The organism is Oceanobacillus halophilus (assembly GCF_003628505.1).
Taxonomy (GTDB): domain Bacteria; phylum Bacillota; class Bacilli; order Bacillales; family Amphibacillaceae; genus Oceanobacillus; species Oceanobacillus halophilus.
The window spans coordinates 31,856-51,865 of record NZ_RBZP01000020.1; the positions used below are offsets into that span (position 1 = coordinate 31,856).

Annotated in this window: 23 protein-coding genes; 2 read left to right on the forward strand and 21 right to left on the reverse strand. The window is 36.8% G+C overall.

Annotated elements, in window-relative coordinates; genetic code table 11:
- Nucleotides 1-2 precede the first annotated feature (2 nt).
- The 9 genes from D8M06_RS16595 to D8M06_RS16635 all read right to left on the reverse strand — a co-directional run bounded on the left by D8M06_RS16595 (nt 3) and on the right by D8M06_RS16635 (nt 8,116).
- Entirely contained in the window at nt 3-422 is a 420-nt protein-coding gene (locus tag D8M06_RS16595; RefSeq protein ID WP_121205706.1) for a Zn-ribbon domain-containing OB-fold protein, read from the reverse strand.
- A 15-nt stretch (nt 423-437) separates the two neighbouring features.
- Nucleotides 438-1,598 carry a thiolase C-terminal domain-containing protein gene (locus D8M06_RS16600; protein WP_121205707.1) on the reverse strand — a complete coding sequence of 387 codons (1,161 nt, stop codon included), beginning with the start codon at nt 1,596-1,598 and terminating at the stop codon, nt 438-440.
- Between the two features lie 29 nt (nt 1,599-1,627).
- The gene (locus tag D8M06_RS16605; RefSeq protein WP_194074649.1) at nt 1,628-2,050 is read right to left on the reverse strand and encodes a MaoC/PaaZ C-terminal domain-containing protein; all 423 of its coding nucleotides are present in this window, start codon (nt 2,048-2,050) and stop codon (nt 1,628-1,630) included.
- Complete coding sequence (locus tag D8M06_RS16610; RefSeq protein WP_121205708.1) at nt 2,047-2,490, reverse strand: MaoC family dehydratase N-terminal domain-containing protein; 444 nt, start codon at nt 2,488-2,490, stop codon at nt 2,047-2,049. The genes D8M06_RS16605 and D8M06_RS16610 overlap by 4 nt, the downstream gene beginning before the upstream one ends.
- Nucleotides 2,491-2,828: 338 nt before the next feature.
- A complete protein-coding gene (locus tag D8M06_RS16615; RefSeq protein WP_121205709.1) occupies nt 2,829-4,892 on the reverse strand; it encodes a helix-turn-helix domain-containing protein in 2,064 nt (687 codons plus the stop codon).
- A gap of 882 nt (nt 4,893-5,774) precedes the next feature.
- On the reverse strand, nt 5,775-6,233 hold the full coding sequence (locus tag D8M06_RS16620; RefSeq protein ID WP_121205710.1) for a GNAT family N-acetyltransferase: 459 nt from the start codon (nt 6,231-6,233) through the stop codon (nt 5,775-5,777).
- Nucleotides 6,234-6,633: 400 nt separating this feature from the next.
- Nucleotides 6,634-7,191 carry a hypothetical protein gene (locus tag D8M06_RS16625; RefSeq protein WP_121205711.1) on the reverse strand — a complete coding sequence of 186 codons (558 nt, stop codon included), beginning with the start codon at nt 7,189-7,191 and terminating at the stop codon, nt 6,634-6,636.
- A 216-nt stretch (nt 7,192-7,407) separates the two neighbouring features.
- Complete coding sequence (locus D8M06_RS16630; RefSeq protein WP_121205712.1) at nt 7,408-7,587, reverse strand: TIGR04104 family putative zinc finger protein; 180 nt, start codon at nt 7,585-7,587, stop codon at nt 7,408-7,410.
- Nucleotides 7,588-7,753: 166 nt separating this feature from the next.
- Entirely contained in the window at nt 7,754-8,116 is a 363-nt protein-coding gene (locus tag D8M06_RS16635; RefSeq protein ID WP_121205713.1) for a hypothetical protein, read from the reverse strand.
- Nucleotides 8,117-8,532: 416 nt separating this feature from the next.
- Between D8M06_RS16635 and D8M06_RS16640 the strand changes: the two genes are divergently transcribed.
- On the forward strand, nt 8,533-9,207 hold the full coding sequence (locus D8M06_RS16640; protein WP_121205714.1) for a FadR/GntR family transcriptional regulator: 675 nt from the start codon (nt 8,533-8,535) through the stop codon (nt 9,205-9,207).
- Nucleotides 9,208-9,312: 105 nt separating this feature from the next.
- Nucleotides 9,313-10,983, forward strand: coding sequence for a dihydroxy-acid dehydratase (gene ilvD, locus D8M06_RS16645; protein WP_121205715.1), 1,671 nt, complete (start codon nt 9,313-9,315; stop codon nt 10,981-10,983).
- A 47-nt stretch (nt 10,984-11,030) separates the two neighbouring features.
- Here ilvD and D8M06_RS16650 read toward each other — a convergent pair whose 3' ends face one another.
- The 12 genes from D8M06_RS16650 to D8M06_RS16705 form a co-directional block, all read right to left on the reverse strand.
- Nucleotides 11,031-11,744 (reverse strand): DUF5412 family protein, encoded by a 714-nt coding sequence (locus D8M06_RS16650; protein ID WP_241558975.1) that lies wholly within the window; start codon nt 11,742-11,744, stop codon nt 11,031-11,033.
- 80 nt (nt 11,745-11,824) lie between these two features.
- Entirely contained in the window at nt 11,825-12,406 is a 582-nt protein-coding gene (locus tag D8M06_RS16655; RefSeq protein ID WP_121205716.1) for a hypothetical protein, read from the reverse strand.
- Nucleotides 12,407-12,586: 180 nt separating this feature from the next.
- The gene (locus tag D8M06_RS16660) at nt 12,587-12,775 is read right to left on the reverse strand and encodes a hypothetical protein (RefSeq protein WP_121205717.1); all 189 of its coding nucleotides are present in this window, start codon (nt 12,773-12,775) and stop codon (nt 12,587-12,589) included.
- Between the two features lie 134 nt (nt 12,776-12,909).
- The gene (locus tag D8M06_RS16665) at nt 12,910-13,173 is read right to left on the reverse strand and encodes a hypothetical protein (RefSeq protein ID WP_121205718.1); all 264 of its coding nucleotides are present in this window, start codon (nt 13,171-13,173) and stop codon (nt 12,910-12,912) included.
- Between the two features lie 140 nt (nt 13,174-13,313).
- Nucleotides 13,314-13,835 carry a tubby C-terminal domain-like protein gene (locus D8M06_RS16670; protein ID WP_121205719.1) on the reverse strand — a complete coding sequence of 174 codons (522 nt, stop codon included), beginning with the start codon at nt 13,833-13,835 and terminating at the stop codon, nt 13,314-13,316.
- A 432-nt stretch (nt 13,836-14,267) separates the two neighbouring features.
- A complete protein-coding gene (locus D8M06_RS16675; RefSeq protein ID WP_121205720.1) occupies nt 14,268-14,885 on the reverse strand; it encodes a DUF998 domain-containing protein in 618 nt (205 codons plus the stop codon).
- Between the two features lie 967 nt (nt 14,886-15,852).
- A complete protein-coding gene (locus D8M06_RS16680) occupies nt 15,853-16,350 on the reverse strand; it encodes an RDD family protein (RefSeq protein WP_121205721.1) in 498 nt (165 codons plus the stop codon).
- A gap of 233 nt (nt 16,351-16,583) precedes the next feature.
- A complete protein-coding gene (locus tag D8M06_RS16685; protein ID WP_121205722.1) occupies nt 16,584-16,994 on the reverse strand; it encodes a hypothetical protein in 411 nt (136 codons plus the stop codon).
- Between the two features lie 410 nt (nt 16,995-17,404).
- On the reverse strand, nt 17,405-18,589 hold the full coding sequence (locus tag D8M06_RS16690; RefSeq protein WP_121205723.1) for a DUF2812 domain-containing protein: 1,185 nt from the start codon (nt 18,587-18,589) through the stop codon (nt 17,405-17,407).
- On the reverse strand, nt 18,586-18,924 hold the full coding sequence (locus D8M06_RS16695) for a PadR family transcriptional regulator (RefSeq protein WP_121205724.1): 339 nt from the start codon (nt 18,922-18,924) through the stop codon (nt 18,586-18,588). The genes D8M06_RS16690 and D8M06_RS16695 overlap by 4 nt, the downstream gene beginning before the upstream one ends.
- A gap of 397 nt (nt 18,925-19,321) precedes the next feature.
- The gene (locus tag D8M06_RS16700; protein ID WP_121205725.1) at nt 19,322-19,753 is read right to left on the reverse strand and encodes a hypothetical protein; all 432 of its coding nucleotides are present in this window, start codon (nt 19,751-19,753) and stop codon (nt 19,322-19,324) included.
- Nucleotides 19,750-19,962, reverse strand: coding sequence for a helix-turn-helix transcriptional regulator (locus D8M06_RS16705; protein WP_121205726.1), 213 nt, complete (start codon nt 19,960-19,962; stop codon nt 19,750-19,752). Before D8M06_RS16705 ends, D8M06_RS16700 begins: the two co-directional genes overlap by 4 nt.
- Nucleotides 19,963-20,010 lie beyond the last annotated feature (48 nt).

A 20,010-nucleotide genomic window follows, 5' to 3' on the forward strand; every position in this document is an offset into this window, starting at 1 on the left:
TTCTATTCATTTATTTTCCACTGAGGGAGTGCCCTGTCATCTGTAATATCCTCCCATACCATCCTTACAGACTTTCCGATTTCGACTTTATCTGGTTCACAGTCAATAATATTAGCGATAATTCTTACATCTTTTGCATTGTCTAATTCAACTTGTGCAATTACTAATGGGATATCATTTTGAAATCCCGGTAGAAAAGGTCGATAAGAAATAATGTAGGAATAAACCTTTCCTTTCACATCACTGCCAAAATTCTTCCAACTCAGATTGGTACTTCCACATTTCGAACAACCAGGACCAGGTGGATGATTGTAATTTGAACAATCGTTACATTTTTGTAGTTTCATTTCATGATGATCTGCCGCATCCCAATAAGGAGCATTATCGATATTTTTTAATGGTATCGGTTTTTGATAAGTCATGATTTTTCCCTCCTACTAGTTTCTTAGTATCATTGCACCAGCTATATCAGGCCCCGCCCAACCGGTACAAATTCCAATTTCACAATTTTTCACTTGCCTATCTGTTTCCCCGTATTGGTGCCTAAGCTGTCTGACAATCTCTAAAACATTATTCATTCCATGTGTATATCCTTCTGAAAGCATTCCACCTGCTGTATTCGTTGGTAGTTTCCCATCTATACGAAGATTACCTTCTGCAACAAAGTCACCAACTTCACCACGAGGGGCAAAGCCATATGCTTCTAGTTGGCGTAATACAACCCAGCTAAAACAGTCATATATGGATGCAACATCAATATCTTCTGCTTTTACACCTGCAGATTGATAGACTTCAGGAGCGACATAATCGGAAGCAACTTGAGATAAATCTGACCAATAATGGGAATGTGGATGACACTGTCTGGAGGACATTCCCATAATATATACTGGTTTTGTCTTGCAATCCTTTGCTTGTTCTGCTGACGTAACGATAATAGCATTTGCTTCATCTGATTCCAGGCAGAAATCATGCTTTGTAAACGGATAGCTCAAATGTGGGGTATTCAAGTAATCCTCCATTGTTAATGGGCGTCCATGAAAGAAGGCTTTTGGATTTCGTTGTGCATGCTCATAGAAACTAACACATACATGACCAAGATGTTCTTGTGTAATACCTGTCTCATACATATGACGAGTTGCAAATAAACCAAACCACTGTCCAGGACTAGCTGCACCGTATGGGATAATATAACTCCCTCCATCAATATTTGCCTGGAGCATATTTGGGTCCCAACCACCGCCCACTCGGCTCCCTGACCGACCATTCATTGAACGGAAAATCAATACTGTATTAAGTTCACCAGACTCGATTAATGATATGGCATCAGCTATCAGTAATTCCGTACTACTTCCCCCACCCAAAATATCTTTCACATATTTTGGACGGACCCCTAAGTTCGTCGCTAACTGATGAGATGTACAGGAGTCATTTTCGTTATAACTCATAAATCCATCAATATCTTTCGCCTCTAATCCAGCATCTGAGATTGCCGCTCTTGCAGCATCTAGAGCAAGATGTAAAGGGGTAACTCCGGAATTTTTGGACCTTTCACTTTCTCCTACACCAACTATTGCGTAGCGATCTGTAATCTTTGACATAATTCACCCTCCATTTTTACTCACCTATTCTAGAAAAATCGTAATTCACACTTCCCAGTTCCAACTACTTCCTCCGATGATTTTTGTGCTCTGAGCTGTATGCTTACAAACCTTTTTCCATCTTTTTCAAAAATCTTTTCTACTTTTCCTGTGCATGTAATCACATCCCCCGGCCTACTCATCGCTCCAAATCGCATGCTAAATTGAGTTGGTTCTGCAATCTCTCCAGCAATGTTCATCATGTACTCTCCCATAAATCCCATAATTAACATGCCATGAGCAATAACTCCATCCATACCGATTTGTTGTGCGAAAGCATCATCCGTATGTAGTGGATTAAAATCCCCAGAAGCACCAGCATATTTTACTAATTGAACCTTGGAAATCGCAGGTTTTGTAAGCGATTGCAATTCCTGCCCTTCTTGTAAAGAATCCATATCTATGACTGTCATGACTTCTCACCTCGATAAATAATATTCATCCTATTAACTGCCACCATCTGTCCACCTTCATCCTTAATTTCTGTGTCCACCACTAAAAATTGCATTTTCCCACTTTTTCCTTCTTTCTCATAAAGGTCACTTATCTTCCTTTGGCAATAGAGACGATCCCCTAATTGAATGGGACGATAGTAGATGAATTCTTGTTCCCCGTGGAGCATCCTTCGCTCATCTAAATTAATTGGTAACTCCGCACCTTCCCCAGAAAATGCAACAGAAAAAGTAGGTGGGGCGATTATACTGCCATATTTAGAGTTTTTTGCATATTCTTTATCCGTATATAAAGGATTAGCATCTCCAATCGCATCTGCAAATTGATGAATATGTCTGAACTCAACGTCGAAAATAAATACCTCTCCAGAAAGACCTACAACACTTGAATCTAAATTCATTTCTTTCACCTCTCTGTCTATTTTTTATTACTTATACTTTACCTCTTCTAAAAAAAAGCACTTTGTAATTTTTCTTCTTTAAATTAATGTATTATTAGAAAGTAAAAGGAATAAAGATTAACCGTGGAAGCATATGGCACAAGGGATTAGAAAAAAGGGGAATTTTTTATATGCATCATAACCCCGACAACCACACATCATAACCCCGAACTTGCATCAAGATGACCCCGATAAAGTAAAAATTTAATTTAGTGGTTTTACGATAAATGAGGGAATGTTTAAATGTGAATGAAGCAAATTAAAAAAAGCCTCCTAAAAATAAAGAGGCTTCTCCTAGTCTAATCATATATATAATTTTTTTGGAGCCAGGTAATTAACCTTCGTTGAACATGACTGGATGGTGTTTTAGCCCCTCGTTCAATATTACTTAAATAGGAAGTTGATATTTCCAATTCTTCTGCTACCCGTTGTAAAGAAAGGTGTAAAAGGCTACGTGTTTTTCTTATTTGCTCACCTAATACTTTCACTTCTACTTCCGGATTAACCGAAACTAATTCACCATTTGTTTTTTTCTTCTGCTTCCATTCAATGGATTGATACTGTTCTACAATTCTTTTTGGAGGCATGATTTGTAAAGTAGAATCTTTCCATATTTGAGCCCACCCTTTATAAGATGCAATATCTTCCTCCCATTTTTCATACTGCCACGATGAAATTAACCCATCTGCAACAAGTCTGTCCAAAGCCTGCTCCATTCTATCTCTACTCCTTGATGGTACCCTTTTATTGATTTCAAGGCCTATTACCTCTAGCAATGTGCTCATTTTATACGGCTTAAAATAATCCGCTTTTCTCGCTTGTGTTCTCCATCTCCAACTAAGATATCTTATTAATCTCTTTTCTATCTTTTCTTTATAGGGATTGTATTGTAATGTCTTCATTGGTAACAAAGCCACTTGCCTTCCAGAACCATAAAGGAATTTTTCAAATATATCCCCAACCGTATAATACAGGTTACCCTCCAATGATTTATCATCTATTTCGTATTCCTTATTGTTTCTATCTTTAAACACAAATGGCCTCCCTTTAAGGGATACATGCTCTGGTTTCCCATTTGTATAGATAACGACTTGATCGATATCAATCCATAAGCTCTGTATTCTAGTAAGCGATTTCAAAACTTCGTAGCGCTGACTTTTTTCATAACCACCTCTTCTTCCATTTCCACTTAGTTTTGGTTTTAAACCACGTAGAGACAATAAATAATCAATGTGAATTTCTACAATATCTTTATAGTGCCTAGCATTCGTTAAATAATATGCACATAGTGCATCAAGAACGTCCACATCTAATTCCGAAAGCTGTACTACTTGCTTCAAGGCCATATTAGCTAAATCCATTTCATTTTCATTCGATGTTATGGAGGGCATCATTTTCACTGAACCAGTTAGTTGACCTTTACGAAGCAATGCTGTCGGCCATGGAGATGAATGAACGAGATCAAAAGTATTTTGTGAGAGTGCTTCACGAGTAGATTGATAAAGGGAGTTACTCATAACTTCAAGGTTACCTTTATTTACGACATGATAATTTTTCCTAAACAATAGTTCCGAATACACTTGATCTGACTGAATATGAAGCAAAAACTCAAGCTTCTGTAGTGATAACTGTTCTAAATCCATGATTTTTACTATCTTATGCATCCATTCTTCCGTATAATGATTAACAATCTCTAGGAATCGCTGTTGGAATTTCCTATTTTCCTTAACGTTTTTAGAAAGATAATCTAAGAATCGTTCATTTAATTCTAGTTTATCCATTTTACGTAATATATCATTTCCAATAGAGTACTCCATATCTTGGAAAGTCCATTCGATTAAATGTTCATTAAAGAAATTACAGAAATCTTCCCAAACCATGTTGTCTTTTAGAAAGGTACTTTTCTTCAGCGTGATATAAAACTTTTGAATAAGAAAATGAATATGCTCTTTATCTTTCAGCTTGGGATGAGTAGCAGCAGGCATACCATTATATTCTTCATATCTCTTCACCAAATAAAGTACAATATTCCTTGCGATTCTAAGAACCATCTCATCCCTAGCTGTATACCGCAATTCAATAAATAAATCCTTATTTTCTTGATATGTACTGTCCCAAACAATATAGATAGTAGTACCACCAAGTTTACTATAAACTTGAAATGTTGTATCTAATTTAGGAATCTCTCTTTCTATTTGAGATGTAATATCATCCGCGTTCAACTTTTTACTTTCGTAAATACATATAACATGAAATTTGCTTATTTGATTGAACCAATTAGAGTTGAATTTATTGCTGTTTTTCAATTGAACAGAAAAATCACTATCTGTCCTAGAGTCCATGTTTTTCTTCCTATCATTCAAAACCAAGACCCTCCTTTAGCAATCTCAGTAACCTATCTAAAATTATTTATTATTAATTTTGAATTTATAGAATAATCTTAACATAATATTTTGAAATAAAACAGCCCTTAAATTAATTTATTATTCAGAACTTGGGGTCTACCCTACTTTTACAGGAAATACTCCTATTACTTCATTTTGTATTCCGGTGTAAATCTCCATTTTAATGGTCGAGATTTATTTGAGTTAATCGAAAATTCACGTCCTGAGTGAAAAGGAAAAATGGAATTAAAGCAATATCCGAAGCTGGTGGAATATTATCGTAAATAATTGAATAAATAGGGTCAGGACCTCGCCATGCTAACACTTTTGCATAGTGGGGACCGACCCTTTCATTTCAGAAATTTTACAGTATAAAATTTAATTTGCTTGAAGGTACACGGGGACAGGTTCCTTGTCCCACTTATAACACCAGTACATTTGGGACACTTAACCTGTCCCCATGTCCCCCGAGTTAATATCCGTACCTTTCTCCTTCCTTTAAGTTAAACTTTCGTATCCTTTATTCCACTATCGTTTCACCATTCTTATCAAGTAATGTTGTAGACCACTCCCTGTGCCAAGTGTAGGTATCTGGTCATCTGACTTTATATAAAATCGACTATTTTTATTCTTTTCACTACCAAACATAATATCCCTCCCCCTTTAATAAGAATTACGTCAATCCAACACGAAAGTTTCACCTTCTCCTGAACCAATTCTGCCTCATAAGCATAATAACTTCCATCTAAGTACTAACATAATGTTCAAATAACCATCTTTGAAATTTAACCATTAGAAAAAGGCGACCTTCTTAGATCACCTTTTAAGTATTGGACCTGTTAATGGAAATAGCTTTATGCCCTATAATGTCTTTTCCATTTTAATATTCGTTTCTATATATCCTAACTTTTCATATAAGCCTCGGGCTACTTTGTTGTGACCAAAGACGTGGAGTCCTATACTTTTCAACCCAATCTTTTTTGCTAAGATTTCCATTTCTTGCATAGCTTGTTTTCCATATCCTTTACTTTGATTCCCTTCCCAAATATTGATATCATAAATAAACCCTTTTTCATCTGTTCTCTTCGCGAGCCAAATCATACCAACTTCTTTACTTCCATCACGAATGGTAAACAAATAATGGTTTTCCGTATTCTGTCCTTCAGGCAATAACTTCTCATATTCCTGTTTGGCTTTGCTAATTGCCTCTTGTGACTCCCAACTACCAGACTTCATTTGTTCGTTTGCAAAGTTTCTGATTGCCAAATTTTTATATTGTTGGAATTCATCTGCATTCATTTCCTCTAATCGTACCGTCATTTTTCTTACTCTCCCCATATTTTTTTAGGTCAAAGTAGCTTTTACTAGCACTGCTGCATTTATGAAGCGAATACATAGGATATTATCCATATCTATAAAACACGAATCCCCTAATGAACCCCACCATTCGAAGTGGTATTGGGAACACACCTAGTTCACAGCCAAACCTCCAACTGAACCGAAATAGCGTATATTCTCTTTTGTCTTAACAGCAATATATATGTGTGTTATGCTTCGTAAATAAAATTATAATCTAGAAAAATCAGACTGAATTTTAATTATATCTTTCTTAGTCTGATCATGAATAAATTGGTGCAACTTATGATAAAAACAATTTAATGGGAAGGGCATATAAAAAGGACACTTCTTATTCAAGAAAAGCGCCCATTTTTGGAATCAATCACTCCATGAACACTTCAATTTCATCTTCATGCTCTTCTACCAATTCCTCTAACAAATAGTCAGATTCTTTGTTAAATTTCTCCATCCCTTTTTCATCATCGAATTCTGCTAGCCCTACCTTATTTTCAAGATAAGTAACCATATAAGCATTTTGTTCCTCTATTTTTTTTGCATATTCCCGTTGAAATTCTTCTGGTTTCATATCTAATTTTTGGGCTTGTGATTCGGCAAACTTACGAATTTGCTTTCCGCCTTCATCTTTTGTATTTGCAGGAGGAAGTTCCCCGAACCAGCCACCGTCCCTTTCTTCACTTAATTTGTCGGAAATATCAAGGCCCATTTCCTCTACCTTTTGTTTTACCAACTCTACTCTTATTGCCCAATCAAGGTAATCCAACGCCGTATCATCGGGATATAAAAACCGTAATTCACCAATTGTAATTTCTTGTCCCTTTACAATGGCTGCTGCTTCGTTATCATCATATTTGGAAATACTGCTGCACCCAGCCATAAAAATAAAGAGCATCAAAATGGAAAACCGTACGACTTTTGACATGAAAACACCTCTATTTCATCCTTCCATCAAATGGCCCGTTTGCTGAACTCTTTCACTAAACTCACATTTTACTAGGAATAGCATTACCAGGTAGCGGTAATGCTATGTCACCAAAAAGGTTTATCTTCGTTCGAAACTTCAATCATATAAGGATAAGCCATCCAAATAACAATGAGCACAGGTGTCATCAAAACACCAATTTGCCACCATGAGATATTAAACAATTCGTAAATAGGCAAGACTATTATTGGAACCAAACATGCCGGTTCTAATCTTTGACGTAGGTGTCAGATATTGTCTTTTACCACAATGTGGACATTTCAGTCGAAATCGAAATAGTGTTATTACGGTTTGTTTCCACATCCATTGTTTTCCACATTCTTTACAAGTAGGCATTTCCAATCACCTCTTTGTTATTGTCCTCAAACTACATCCATTCAAGACGATACTACGTTAGCTCAATAAAACTACGCTTTAATTATAACATAATATTCAGAAAATATTCTCGTTGATTCTCTGTATGAAACAAGACAACGCTTTTCAACTTCCTCTTTACACGAATCTATTTAAGACGGTTCTCCAAGGATTCGATTGCCAGTTTAATTGCAATTAAACGACGCTCATTTAATGTTTTTTGGGAACTGCCTTCTTTTGCTTTTGCTATCTGTTTTTCTATTGATGGCATAATACCGCGTAGAATATCTTTAGAAGTCAAAATGTTTTCTCTATCATAGAAAAAGTCTCCCCTACCCCAAGCGTCTTTGAGGCTCTCCAACCCAACCTTTACGGAATTCCGCCTCTGTTTAACAAGGGTTGTATTTGCACCTTTTTCTGTCATACTATTATAAGCATTTGAAAGTTTATGTAAAGTTGATTCCAAGGATTTAATGGACATATCTTGGATTTCTTGGCTAACATTTTTCATGTGCAAACCTCCTTATTCCTTTTCTTTGGTTATCTATTTTGTAGAATGGTAAATAACCTCGATATATTTTAACAAAGATACATTTAACGTCTTCCGCTTTTCTGATTCGTTACTACAACAACAGTAGGAACTGTCACTAAAGCAACAGTTCCTTCACTAAAGCAATTCTTTAATACATACATTATAGCATTTATTTCAAACCAGGATGTATCTGCATGATTAATTTTGTTTTAAATTCTAATTTCCCTAAATCATTGATAAGACTGACCATTCAGAAATATATCTAGTCCTATTATTCCATTGATTCCCCAATCATCTAAACGAGTACTTCGTGCAATAGTACCACTTGTCTAAAACTTCACTTTAAGAACAATATGCTATACTAAAAAAACGAAACAGTAGGAGTGATAAAGGATATGATTCAAAAAAGGTTATCGGACCATATTGCAAACGACATTATTGCGATGATTACAGTAGAAAAACGTTTTAAACCAGGAGATAAACTTCCAAACGAAATGGAGCTATCCGAAGAACTTGATATTAGCCGGACAACTTTACGGGAAGCAATCCGCATTCTTGTGACAAACAGCATTTTAGAAATCCGCCGAGGAAAAGGTACATATGTTAAAGATGACGTCGATATCAACAAAATGGAGTCCTTAAGCTTCCTTACCGATGCCAAAATCAACACGAAAGATTTATATGAAATTCGCCTCATTTTTGAACCAGAAGTTGCTTACCTTGCAACAATTCGGGCGAGTAAAGCGGAGTTAAAACGAATTATCGATTACGGATTGTTAATAGAAGAAAAAATAAAAAACAACGAAGATCGCACGGAATTGGAGCATAAATTCCATCAATCCATCGTGAAAGCGACACATAATGCATTTATGGAAAGACTGATGCCCGTCATTCAACAAGCGATTGCCAAAGGCGTTATTTTATCTACTGAAAAAGAAATGGCAATCAAAGATACCATCAGCGACCATCGAATGATTATGGATTTTATGCAAAACCGCAATCCAGAAGGGGCAAGAAGTGCGATGAAGATTCATATTTTACATGCAATGAAAGAACTTGGAGTAGAATAAACTCTTTTTAGAATCATCAGCGAGAGGTCATACAACGTTATTGACAGCAGACAACATAACCCTTAAAATAACAATAATAATTAGTTTTTTTAAAGGGGGAGCAAAATGAGAAGTGATAAAATCAAAATCGGGCTCGATCGTGGTCCACATCGTAGTCTCTTGTATGCGACAGGTAAAGTAAAACCAGGAGATTTACAAAAACCATTTATCGGGGTATGTAACTCGTATATCGATATCATCCCAGGACATGTGCACCTACGTGAATTCGCTGATGTCGTGAAAGATGCCATATATGAGGCTGGTGGCATTCCATTTGAATTTAATACAATCGGTGTCGATGATGGGATTGCAATGGGACATATCGGAATGCGTTATTCCCTCCCAAGTCGTGAATTGATTGCCGACAGTGCAGAAACGGTCATTAATGCACACTGGTTTGACGGTGTCTTTTACATTCCGAACTGTGACAAAATCACACCTGGAATGCTCATGGCAGCAGCTCGTACAAACGTTCCTTCTGTTTTTGTTTCCGGCGGACCAATGGAGGCGGGCATTAGCCAGGATGGGAAGAATTTGTCATTAACATCCGTTTTTGAAGGTGTTGGTGCGGTAAAAGCTGGTAAAATGTCAGAAGAAGAATTCGGCTTCATTGAACAAAACGCTTGTCCGACATGCGGCTCTTGTTCTGGAATGTTTACAGCAAATTCGATGAACTCTTTAATGGAAATGTTAGGTGTTGCACTTCCTGGTAACGGATCGATTGTCGCAACAAGTGAAAAACGAAAGGAATTAATCTATGAAGCTGCCAAACATCTCGTTCGCATGGTGAAAGAAGACGTTAAACCACGTGACATCATTACAAAAGAAGCGATTGATGATGCATTTGCATTAGATATGGCAATGGGTGGCTCCACAAATACGGTTTTACATACGTTAGCTATTGCGAATGAAGCTGGTATTGACTATCACCTGGAAGACATTAATAAAGTCGCAGAACGCGTGCCCTATCTTGCAAAAATTATGCCGGCATCCGATATCTCGATGGATGATATAAACAAAGCAGGTGGCATCAGTGCAATTATTAATGAACTAACGAAAATTCCGGGCACCATGCACCCAGAACGTTTGACGATTACAGGCCAAACGATGGGTGAGCTTGTTAGCGGATATGAAATCACGAACGATCAAGTTATTCGTACGAAAGACAACCCGTACAGCCCAGTTGGTGGCCTTTCCGTTCTTTTCGGTAACCTAGCGCCAGAGGGTGCGGTCATTAAAGTTGGTGCGGTAGACCCGAGCATTAACGTATTTGAAGGTGAAGCCGTTGTCTTTAACTCACAAGATGAAGCACAAGAAGCAATTGATAACGGTACAGTAAAAGAAGGACATGTTGTCGTCATTCGTTATGAAGGACCAAAAGGCGGACCAGGTATGCCTGAGATGCTCGCTCCAACGTCTGCTATCATGGGACGCGGACTTGGTAAATCAGTTGCACTTCTCACAGACGGCCGTTTTTCTGGTGCATCACGCGGAATTTCAGTCGGACATATTTCGCCCGAAGCTGCAGAAGGTGGGCCAATTGCATTAATTGAAAATGGAGATACGATTACGATTGACCTGCCAAACCGTACCATAAACGTTGACCTATCAGATGAGGTTTTACAAGAAAGAAAGAAAAACCTACCAACATTTGAACCGAAGATTAAACACGGTTGGTTAGGAAGGTATTCAAAGTTAGTAACAAATGCATCAAACGGCGGCGTAATGAGCATATAATTGTTTTACACCATAAATGATTTTGATAGATTAATAGGAAAGCATCTTTACCGAGGAAATAAACGTTTGGCCTTTTTAAACCAAACATTTATTTCCTTATTTTTTAGCAAATTATTAAACCAATCTATCCTTTTGGAGGTACACGGGGAGGTACACGGGGACAGGTACCTTGTCCCACTAAGATTAAGAATATAAAGGGGACAATTAACCTGTCCCCTTGTCCCCCGAGTTAATATCCGTACGTTTGTCCTTCCTTTTAAGCTGTGATTGTTAATCGATACCGTACTATTATTCTTCCATTCCACTTCCACTTCCTCTTGTTTGTCACGATAATAAATTCGTTTTTTAAACCAAAGTGGTCCGTTTAATTCTCCTCTTATTCCAAAGGAACCTGCTGCCCCTGCATCATAACGATAAAATTCAATGGTATAGTTCCCATCAGGGGATTGTACAGTTTTAATGTGTTCATTCGCTCCAAAAGAAGAAGCCAATAATGTTAACAAAGTAGCTAGAAAAAGAACCACAGACAATAAAAGTGAGATAATTACGGTTACCCAACTTCTCGTTTTCGTTCGCCAATTTCTTTTATCTTTAAAGCCTAAAATCCCTAAAATAAAAGCTAACAAACTAATTATCAATAAAATATAATTGGGAGGCGCAATGAGCCAAATATGACTAAGATTAGAGTACAAAGAGTAGACTGCTAATCCGAAACAAACAAGTATTAAATAAAAAGAGACTAAGTTGTATCTTTTTTCCACAAATCTTCCCTCCTATCTTTCTTCTTCCGTTGTCTTTCCTGTAGCATATCCTTGAAGGAATGCACCTTTAAATAAGACTTCTAATCCTTTTGTGACCTCTCATAAAAAATTTCATACGTCATAAAGCTGCTTTGAAAACTCCCGTGTAGATTACTAAATTGAATTTTTAATGTCTTTCTTGATTCCGCACTCCCAGTTTTTATCGTATCGATCTCTTCTTCTAGAGATAATAAACTTTCAATACTATGGACTAAATATTGCCTTTGTTCTTGTGTATAGTCTTCTTTAGTTATAAGTCCTAATAAAGTCTTTCTAGCGTTTTTAACTTCGAATAAAATGTTGTCCAAATCTTTCCTACTCATTTTTACAGGTCCTTTACTGACTAACCAATCTTGTTCAAAAAGTGGAAGCAAATACTGAGTAAAATCAATGGTTAGATCATACTTACTTCCCGTTGTTAATTGATCAAAATCTTTTTCATACGAACGCTTAAACTCATTTACATCCTTCCTATATTCATCGACAACAACTGGGTCAGGTGTGAAAGAGTAACTTTTATGAATACTGATAAAAGAATAGGGGTAATACCAAGTTACTATTAGAACAGATAACACACATACCCCGACTACACACATAATGACTTTTTTCCTTTTATTACTCACATTAAATCCTCCGCCTCTTTTGAACGAATCTATCCTTAACGTACAGAAAAGGTATGACACGGAACAAAGTCGTCAGTAACATATCTACCCTATTCATCTAACTCCCCTCCAATTAAAAAGGGCTTTCCTCCGTATCTTTAAGATAAGCCCCGATTAGCAAAAAAATCCCTTGAAAACTTTTTATTGGTCATGATGGTCCTTCTCCCATTTATAGGGTACTTTCGACCAATTATAAAATAAAATAAACAAGAACATCAGTAAACAAATCCCTATATTGTCAACCCATTTAACTTCTCTATCAAAAATGAACTGCCAAATAATAGATACCACAAAAAATATGGATGGAAATCTGATGCTTTCCCTAAACATATTTGACCCCCTGCATGATAAAACTTCCTTAACTCTTCTCCTTCATACCACTACAACGAAAAGCTGTTGTTATGCTGTAGTAGCCGTTACTTAAAGTACGACCTATCACACCTCTCAGTTTATGTATTAATCATTTATTTTAATCTATCAATATACTCTTTTCCTTCTATCAGTGAAAGACCTAAATTTTCCCGTGCTTTTTTAACTGCTTTTACTTCTTCCCCCTCTTTTATTAGTTTACGTAATTCATTATTTATTGGATTTTCTGGCAGGTTTAATTGTTTGGTTACTTGGTCTAAGGTATATTGGATCCCTTTGATGCGACCTTCTAATTTATCCACCTTAGCTGTCAAATGGATGATGATAAGAAAAGCTATAATGATAAGAATGTATTCCATATTTTAGTAAACCTCCAAATTTTTTATTCTTTATTAACGTACGAAGTAGAAATCCAAAACTTTCACTATTAAACACCTCGGATCCAGTCGTACAAGAAAAAGCGCATGCTCTAATTCCACACTTAGAATACATTTCTCGATTATACTCCAATCTCAAATAAGTGAAGGATACATATTACTGCTGACTCTGGCATTCTACTTTCTTTCACAAAATAGATATAATTTTTTCGTAGAGGGAACTTTCCGCTTTCCTCCATAATTACAATAGCATCAGAGTTTTCATATAATATTGTTTGTTTGGTATTTGCCTTTTTAGAAACTATGTAGTTTTTGCCATCTACATTGAATTGCAATATTCTTTCAGTCATTTTAAACTTACTGATATCCGTCAATACTAACTCCTCTGTATTGGCTGAACCCTTTAATAGCCACTTCCGTTTTGCAACTCCAATATCCTCAACCTTTTCAAGTTCCGAACCTTCCATATTTTTTATCGAAATGTTTATAAACCAAGTGGTAAAATGTAAAGCTAGTAGTTTTTGCCAAATATTTCTATGATACTTCTGTAAAGAATAGACTACTTTCCCCTCTTCATTTAATACATCCATTTCAATGTTTGAGGTGATTCTTGTTGGCACATCATAGCAAAAATCATACTTCATCCAATTTTAAGCTCCCTTTTCCCTATTATGTAATCTATATAATTACGAGTGTAACTGAATTTGGTTTCATCCACAACACTCCTTGTTATTGAAAATACCTTCCCTATTCAACAAAAACGGGTGCTTACCCATCTTCAAGGTATGCACCCTAGAGTTAAATAATTCGCGCCCGATTTTGGAATCAATCACTCCATGAACACTTCAATTTCGTCTTCATGCTCTTCTACCAATTCCTCTAATAAATAGTCAGATTATTTGTTAAATTCCTCCATCTCTTTTTCATCATCGAATTCTGCTAGCCCTACCTTTTTTTCAAGATAAGTCACCATATAAGCATGTTGTTCTTCTATTTTTTAAATTTTTTCTCCCTCTAGTTGTATGTATTTGAGAGATATCTAATATAAAATTCTAATCTCCTTACATGAAATGAAATCATCGGGATACTTCGTTATTTCTCCAAAGTACTATCGCCGTTACAATCATCCATAACCAGACAGATCCATAAAGGATTCTCTGCAGCAACCCTCCTGGTAATACGGGAAACATTGGCTGGAGGAATATTAGTATAAGACTGCCCGTCGTAAGAAACACACTGAAGAACGTCCATTTGGATAATTTCGGCTTTGGCTTTCGAATGGCAAGTCCGATTAAAATTAATGCAGGAACTTGGACAACCATCCCTGGCAAAGAAGCAAATGTATGAATGAGAAAATTCAAGTCGGCTGGGAAAATGCCTGAGACACCATAACTGAGACCGAATACCACCAATAACACCGTAGCAATTCTTGTTCCCCGTTTATTCGGCCAAAATGGATGCAGAAAAATAGCACCAACCAATGTAAGAATTCCAGTCATTGTAAACGTCCAATTCATTAATAGATGATAAGGGGAACAAATTTCATAGAGTGCGAGCTCATAGGTTTCTACTCCACGAGAAGTCACACCAAGGTCACTCATCGGCTGTTTCAGGATATTATAGGGAACAATAGTAGCTCGAATAACAATATATTCCAAAATAAAATATACACTTAGTGTTATCCAAGCGATCATTCCGATTCTTTTAATTGATTCATGCTGTTTTCGTAAGGCTCTTTTCTAAAAGATTGTTGTTTTTTTGTTACATTACATTTTATATAGACTGTACATATCTTTAATTCAGAATAACGCTCTATACCCGCTACGGAAATACACTCCGCTTTCCGCGGGGAGCTGGTGAGCCTCCTTCGTGCTGAAAAGCGTGTGCGCCTGCGTCTTCCAGTAGTGCTTCGAAGCGGGCTTTCTCGGCGCAAGGGAACAAGGAAGATTATACAAGTAGTTCCCTCACTACGTAGTCTCACCGATGCTCTTCTTCCCGCAGGACAAGGAACGCTTCGGCAGGGTTACATCGCACGCAGAAAAAAGTGGTCTTCTTTTTTCAAGGAGTCTCCGTGTATTTCCTTCGCTATGTTGTCTGCTCTACTTGTATAAACAAAAATATGTTGTTTACAAGAATAATATAACGGTCTTAAACGTGTTTCGATGAGTTATGATCTCAAAAATATTTTTGCATCTATCTTAGCGTAGACAGGATGCGGAGACTCCTGCGGGAGAAGCACGTGTCCGAAGACCCCGCAGGAAGTGGTTTTCTTCCGAGGAGGCTGAGGCCGTGCCCGCGGAAAGCGAAGTATTCTGCCGGAGCGAATCCTAGCACAAAACTTTCATCAGTGTAAGCGAGAGTAAACTATTCTTAATTAAATAGATCAGGAGTTTCTATCAACTGTAAAACATCAAAAGCAACGAACTATACGAAAAGAGCCTTTGGTAAAAAAATATATATACAATCATGTTCTCCCCCTTAAATTTAACGTTAGCTATTTTAATGATGAAAGGCTCAGATCCTGTAAAAGTTAGTTGCCTTCTATATTGCTCCTATTTTAAAAGCTGAAGTGCGTTAATCCTTCTCTGATTAACGCACACATGGCTCAAAAACTATATGATGAAATAACTAACCCAACACTACGTACATGTATAAAAAAGCTTAATGTAACTCTACCTTAGTGCCTGCTAGCAAATCTCCCAAATGCCTTTTATCTTTACTGGATAATCCCATAAACAGCAATATTAAACCAAGTAAGGTCCCGCTGTTCATGATGACAATAGAAGTGATGGAAAAATCACTATACATTCCATGAATAACCCCTATATGTCCTAACTGCCAAGGCAAGAACTTGATGATGTTTCTTGTTAAACTTGAAATGAATCTACGCTTTTTGTATATCAGTTTAAGCCCAGAGACTCTTTTTCCTACAGTTCCACTTTTGAAGTAGTCTAAATAGGAAAATAAAAGGATGATTGGTATTACGGACGTAAATGCGGCTATCAGTTGCGTTTGCATTTCTGTATATTCTGGAATTCCGTCTAGAATGAAATAAATGATTCCAAGGTTGATAATCAACAATAAGAGTAAATAAGCAAGTATGACCACAAAATCAACAAGTAATTCTTTAAATCTTATTCGAAGTGGTATATTAATCATGGAACACCTCACATATTTTTAAACTGACATAAAAACTCACATGGAAACTATGTTTAACTATTAGACCCGCATTTTGAAGTAAATTCTAGAAAGGATAAAGAGAGAAGTTCGTTTATATTTTCAGAAAAGCTGTTATTAAATATAGTTTATTTAAGTTTAATGCTACACTGTTTTACAACGAAACACCCTTTTTAAAAAATTATCCAAAAGTGAGAATACGATACAACTTTAATTTAACTGCTTTTCTTCATTCTTATGCCAAGTATAATGAGCGCCACATATATTACGATGGCAATCGAATCTATAAGTGTGTCCTTAAGCCCCGACACTTCCAAAGATGCCGTTACTCCAAGAATAACCAACAATCGGATGATTAGAATAGTCACAATCAACCATGCGGAAAAACGGATTTTTGATTGATCAGTGTGAAATGACATGATAATAAAAGCGATACCAAAGACAAGATTCTCCACCGTAATGATGTGCCAGACATATGTGAATATTGTTTGAGTGCCTACGGATATCGCTTCCATGTTGAGCTTCGGTAGCACAGTGGAATGCCCGTTCCATGCGTGCGTCAAGGCAAACAGAATTGCAAGGACGCCTGCAATCAGATAATAAAAATTCCTAACCTTGATGTTCATCAAACCCTTCCTAGTTCCTACTTTCCCTTTCTAAATTTATTCTCTTAAAGTGATTTAAAGAACGTTACTTTAGTAAAAGTAGCTCATTCCGTGAATTTGTCATTTTTTATATCCCACATACTTGCCCATTAACAGAAGCGACTGCTCTTATTGAATAACTTTCAATGACGCATAACTACCAAAGAAGCAAATAGCGTTCTCGATTAGTAGAATTAAACTTTTCCTATTTCATTCTACTGCCGGTTAGGATTAATATCGCCTTTCCATGCTAACCTAATATTCGATTAGTTATTGTATTTGTGAAAAGAAAAAGACGATCATTTTCAGACCGCCTTGTTGTACTATTGCCCCCCCGTTCGTTCGATATTTCTAATTGTTTATTTCATGATTTATGGATGTTTAATCCGATTCTATTGACCTCTTACTCTAAAATAATACGCCCATGCTCGCAGAATATTTATTAAAAATAGGAACATGATGAAAGGATAAACAGTTGTGTTGAACCGTTCAATACCTGAGATAGAAAAATAGCCTTGTTCCAATGCATCTGGAAGCATAAATGAAAAGAAGTTAAATCCGAATAAAAATATAATAGGTGCGAACATCAACGTATGAATTTTTGCCACACGCATCGCTGCCCGTTGCTTGCTCTCAGGATCGTCATTAATCTCGGGTTTTTCCTTTCCTTCTGAATAGGCTTGTCGCCAGACTGACCATTGTTGCCAGGACATACCTGAGACATACACTCGCTCCCACCCCGCTTCACCATGAAAAGCGTGAGCGTTTCTATCTGCTCTCCCTTCAAAAAGGACGCTATATGCATATAACTTCGTATCGGATTTCTCAAACTGAAACTTAAATCCTCCTTTACGGATGTGGGTAAGGTGCCAGCCCAACTGTTCTTTCTCTTCTAGCCACCTTTCAAGTTTGTCCGGAGCATACATCCAGCCGAATTTAAACTTGTTTTGTCGTTCGACTGATAAAGTGGTTGGTTTATCCTCATTATGTACCAAGATTTGAGATTGAGCGTCCTCCTCTGACAAACGCTTCGATTCTCTTTGGAGCGTAATGAGGGAATAGATCCCTATCAGTGTCACAACGAACTGGCCGGCAAAAATGATATACGTGAGGAACCACATTGGACTCTCGATGCGGGTTACAGTAAACGAGTCACCGCTTAAATAGACAGGCAGTAACAACCCAGCTTGCAAAGCAATAGAGAAAATGATGTAGATGAAAAATATCCACCAAAAAGTTACAATTTTGCTATTTCTTGCCTCTAAATTATCTCGAACAATGGACGTTTTTACTTCTTCCTTTTGCCTAGCATTACCATAAACTGCCCATTTCCCATGTTTATTCACCACTTCCCAACCGTCTACCTTAAGCGCATTTGGTAGAGGGTGCTGGCGACTACGATCAAAAGATATAGCAAATGTTTCATGAGATGGCGCTTCCTCTGTAAATGTAAAGTGGCTTAATTTAGGCTGAAAACGAGTAAGGGTGTATCCCTTTTTTTCCATCTCTCCAATCCATTGCTCCGTGTTCTGTATGTGAAAGCTCCAAAACGGTTTCCAAATCGATTTTTCACTCATTTCTTATCCCCCCGGTGTGCAATAACATTCGTATACAACTCTTCCAGTCGGGTCATTTCCCGTTGAATAACCACTTTACCCAGCTCAGTAATTTCATAAATTTTTTTCCGTTCTTCGTTGGCATAAACGACGATTAAATGATCTTTCAGCATCTTCGTAATCGTTCCGTAGACTGTACCTGAACCGAGCGTCAATCGACCTGATGTAATAACCTCCACATATTTCACGATCCCATAACCGTGCTGCGGTTGTTTAAACAGACTTAATAAAATATAAAAAGCTGTTTCGGACATGGGCACATATTTTTTGATTACTTTATCCGTTTGTTCTGTCATATCTTTCCCCCTTTATATGTCACGACGTGCTATATGTCATAACGCGAGTATATCACACAGTGACATATTTACCTACAAAAAATTCCTGATCTCTACTGCGTCAAAATAGTAACGCGGCGGGGATCAGGAATTTCAAAATGATTTTCGCTTTCCTCATGAAAGCCAAACTAGTTTCACACAGCTCCTTCTTGCCCAGTTTTATAAAATGAATCTTCAATCTGTGGAGGGGGGTTCTTTTTCCACCACTGATTGTTAGCACCACATGGGATGACCTAAAGGCCTCTAAACGAATCAGGAGCTTACTGGCTGTTAATTCCCAACTTACATTTCTTGAAGTATCTCGAATTCTTGAAGCGGGGTCCTACAGCTAGTTGATCACGTAATAAAAAACTTATATTTACTCATCAGGATTATCTTCTTGCCGTTTCTTACGTAAATAGTATATATAGAGGACTGGAACAAGTCCACAAACAAACAATATTCCACCAATAATTATCCCGTTAATAATGGTAAAACCCTCACTTAATGATGTTAGGATACCAATCATAACTGAAATCAAAGACACTATAACCAATGATATAAATAACCCTTTTTTTGATGATTTCTCATTATTTTCATGGTCAACACTAACATTCATTGATAGATAAGCAGAAACAACAATTGATACCATGAAAACAATCCATAAAGGATTTTCTCTCATTCCATTTAATCCTTTTGTAACTAAGTCATATCCTAAAATGCCAATAATACCGAGGGTTTGAATAATATATGCAAAACGAATGTTCTTTAAATTTATCAAAATTAAACGTTCATCTTTTATTTTTTTCATTGTTCACCCCCACTCTCCTTTTCTATCCAAAATACTTCATCCAAACTTTTATTTACCGCATAGCAAATTTCCAGACACAACTTTAAGGTTGGATTATAACTTCCTTTTTCAATTAAGCTAATTGTTTGTCGAGTAACACCAACTTTATTAGCTAATTGTTGCTGAGTTAAATCAACTTGAACACGAGCAATCTTTACTTTATTTTTCAAACGATGTAATCCCTCCTCACAAGTATAGTAACATATATATTACATAAT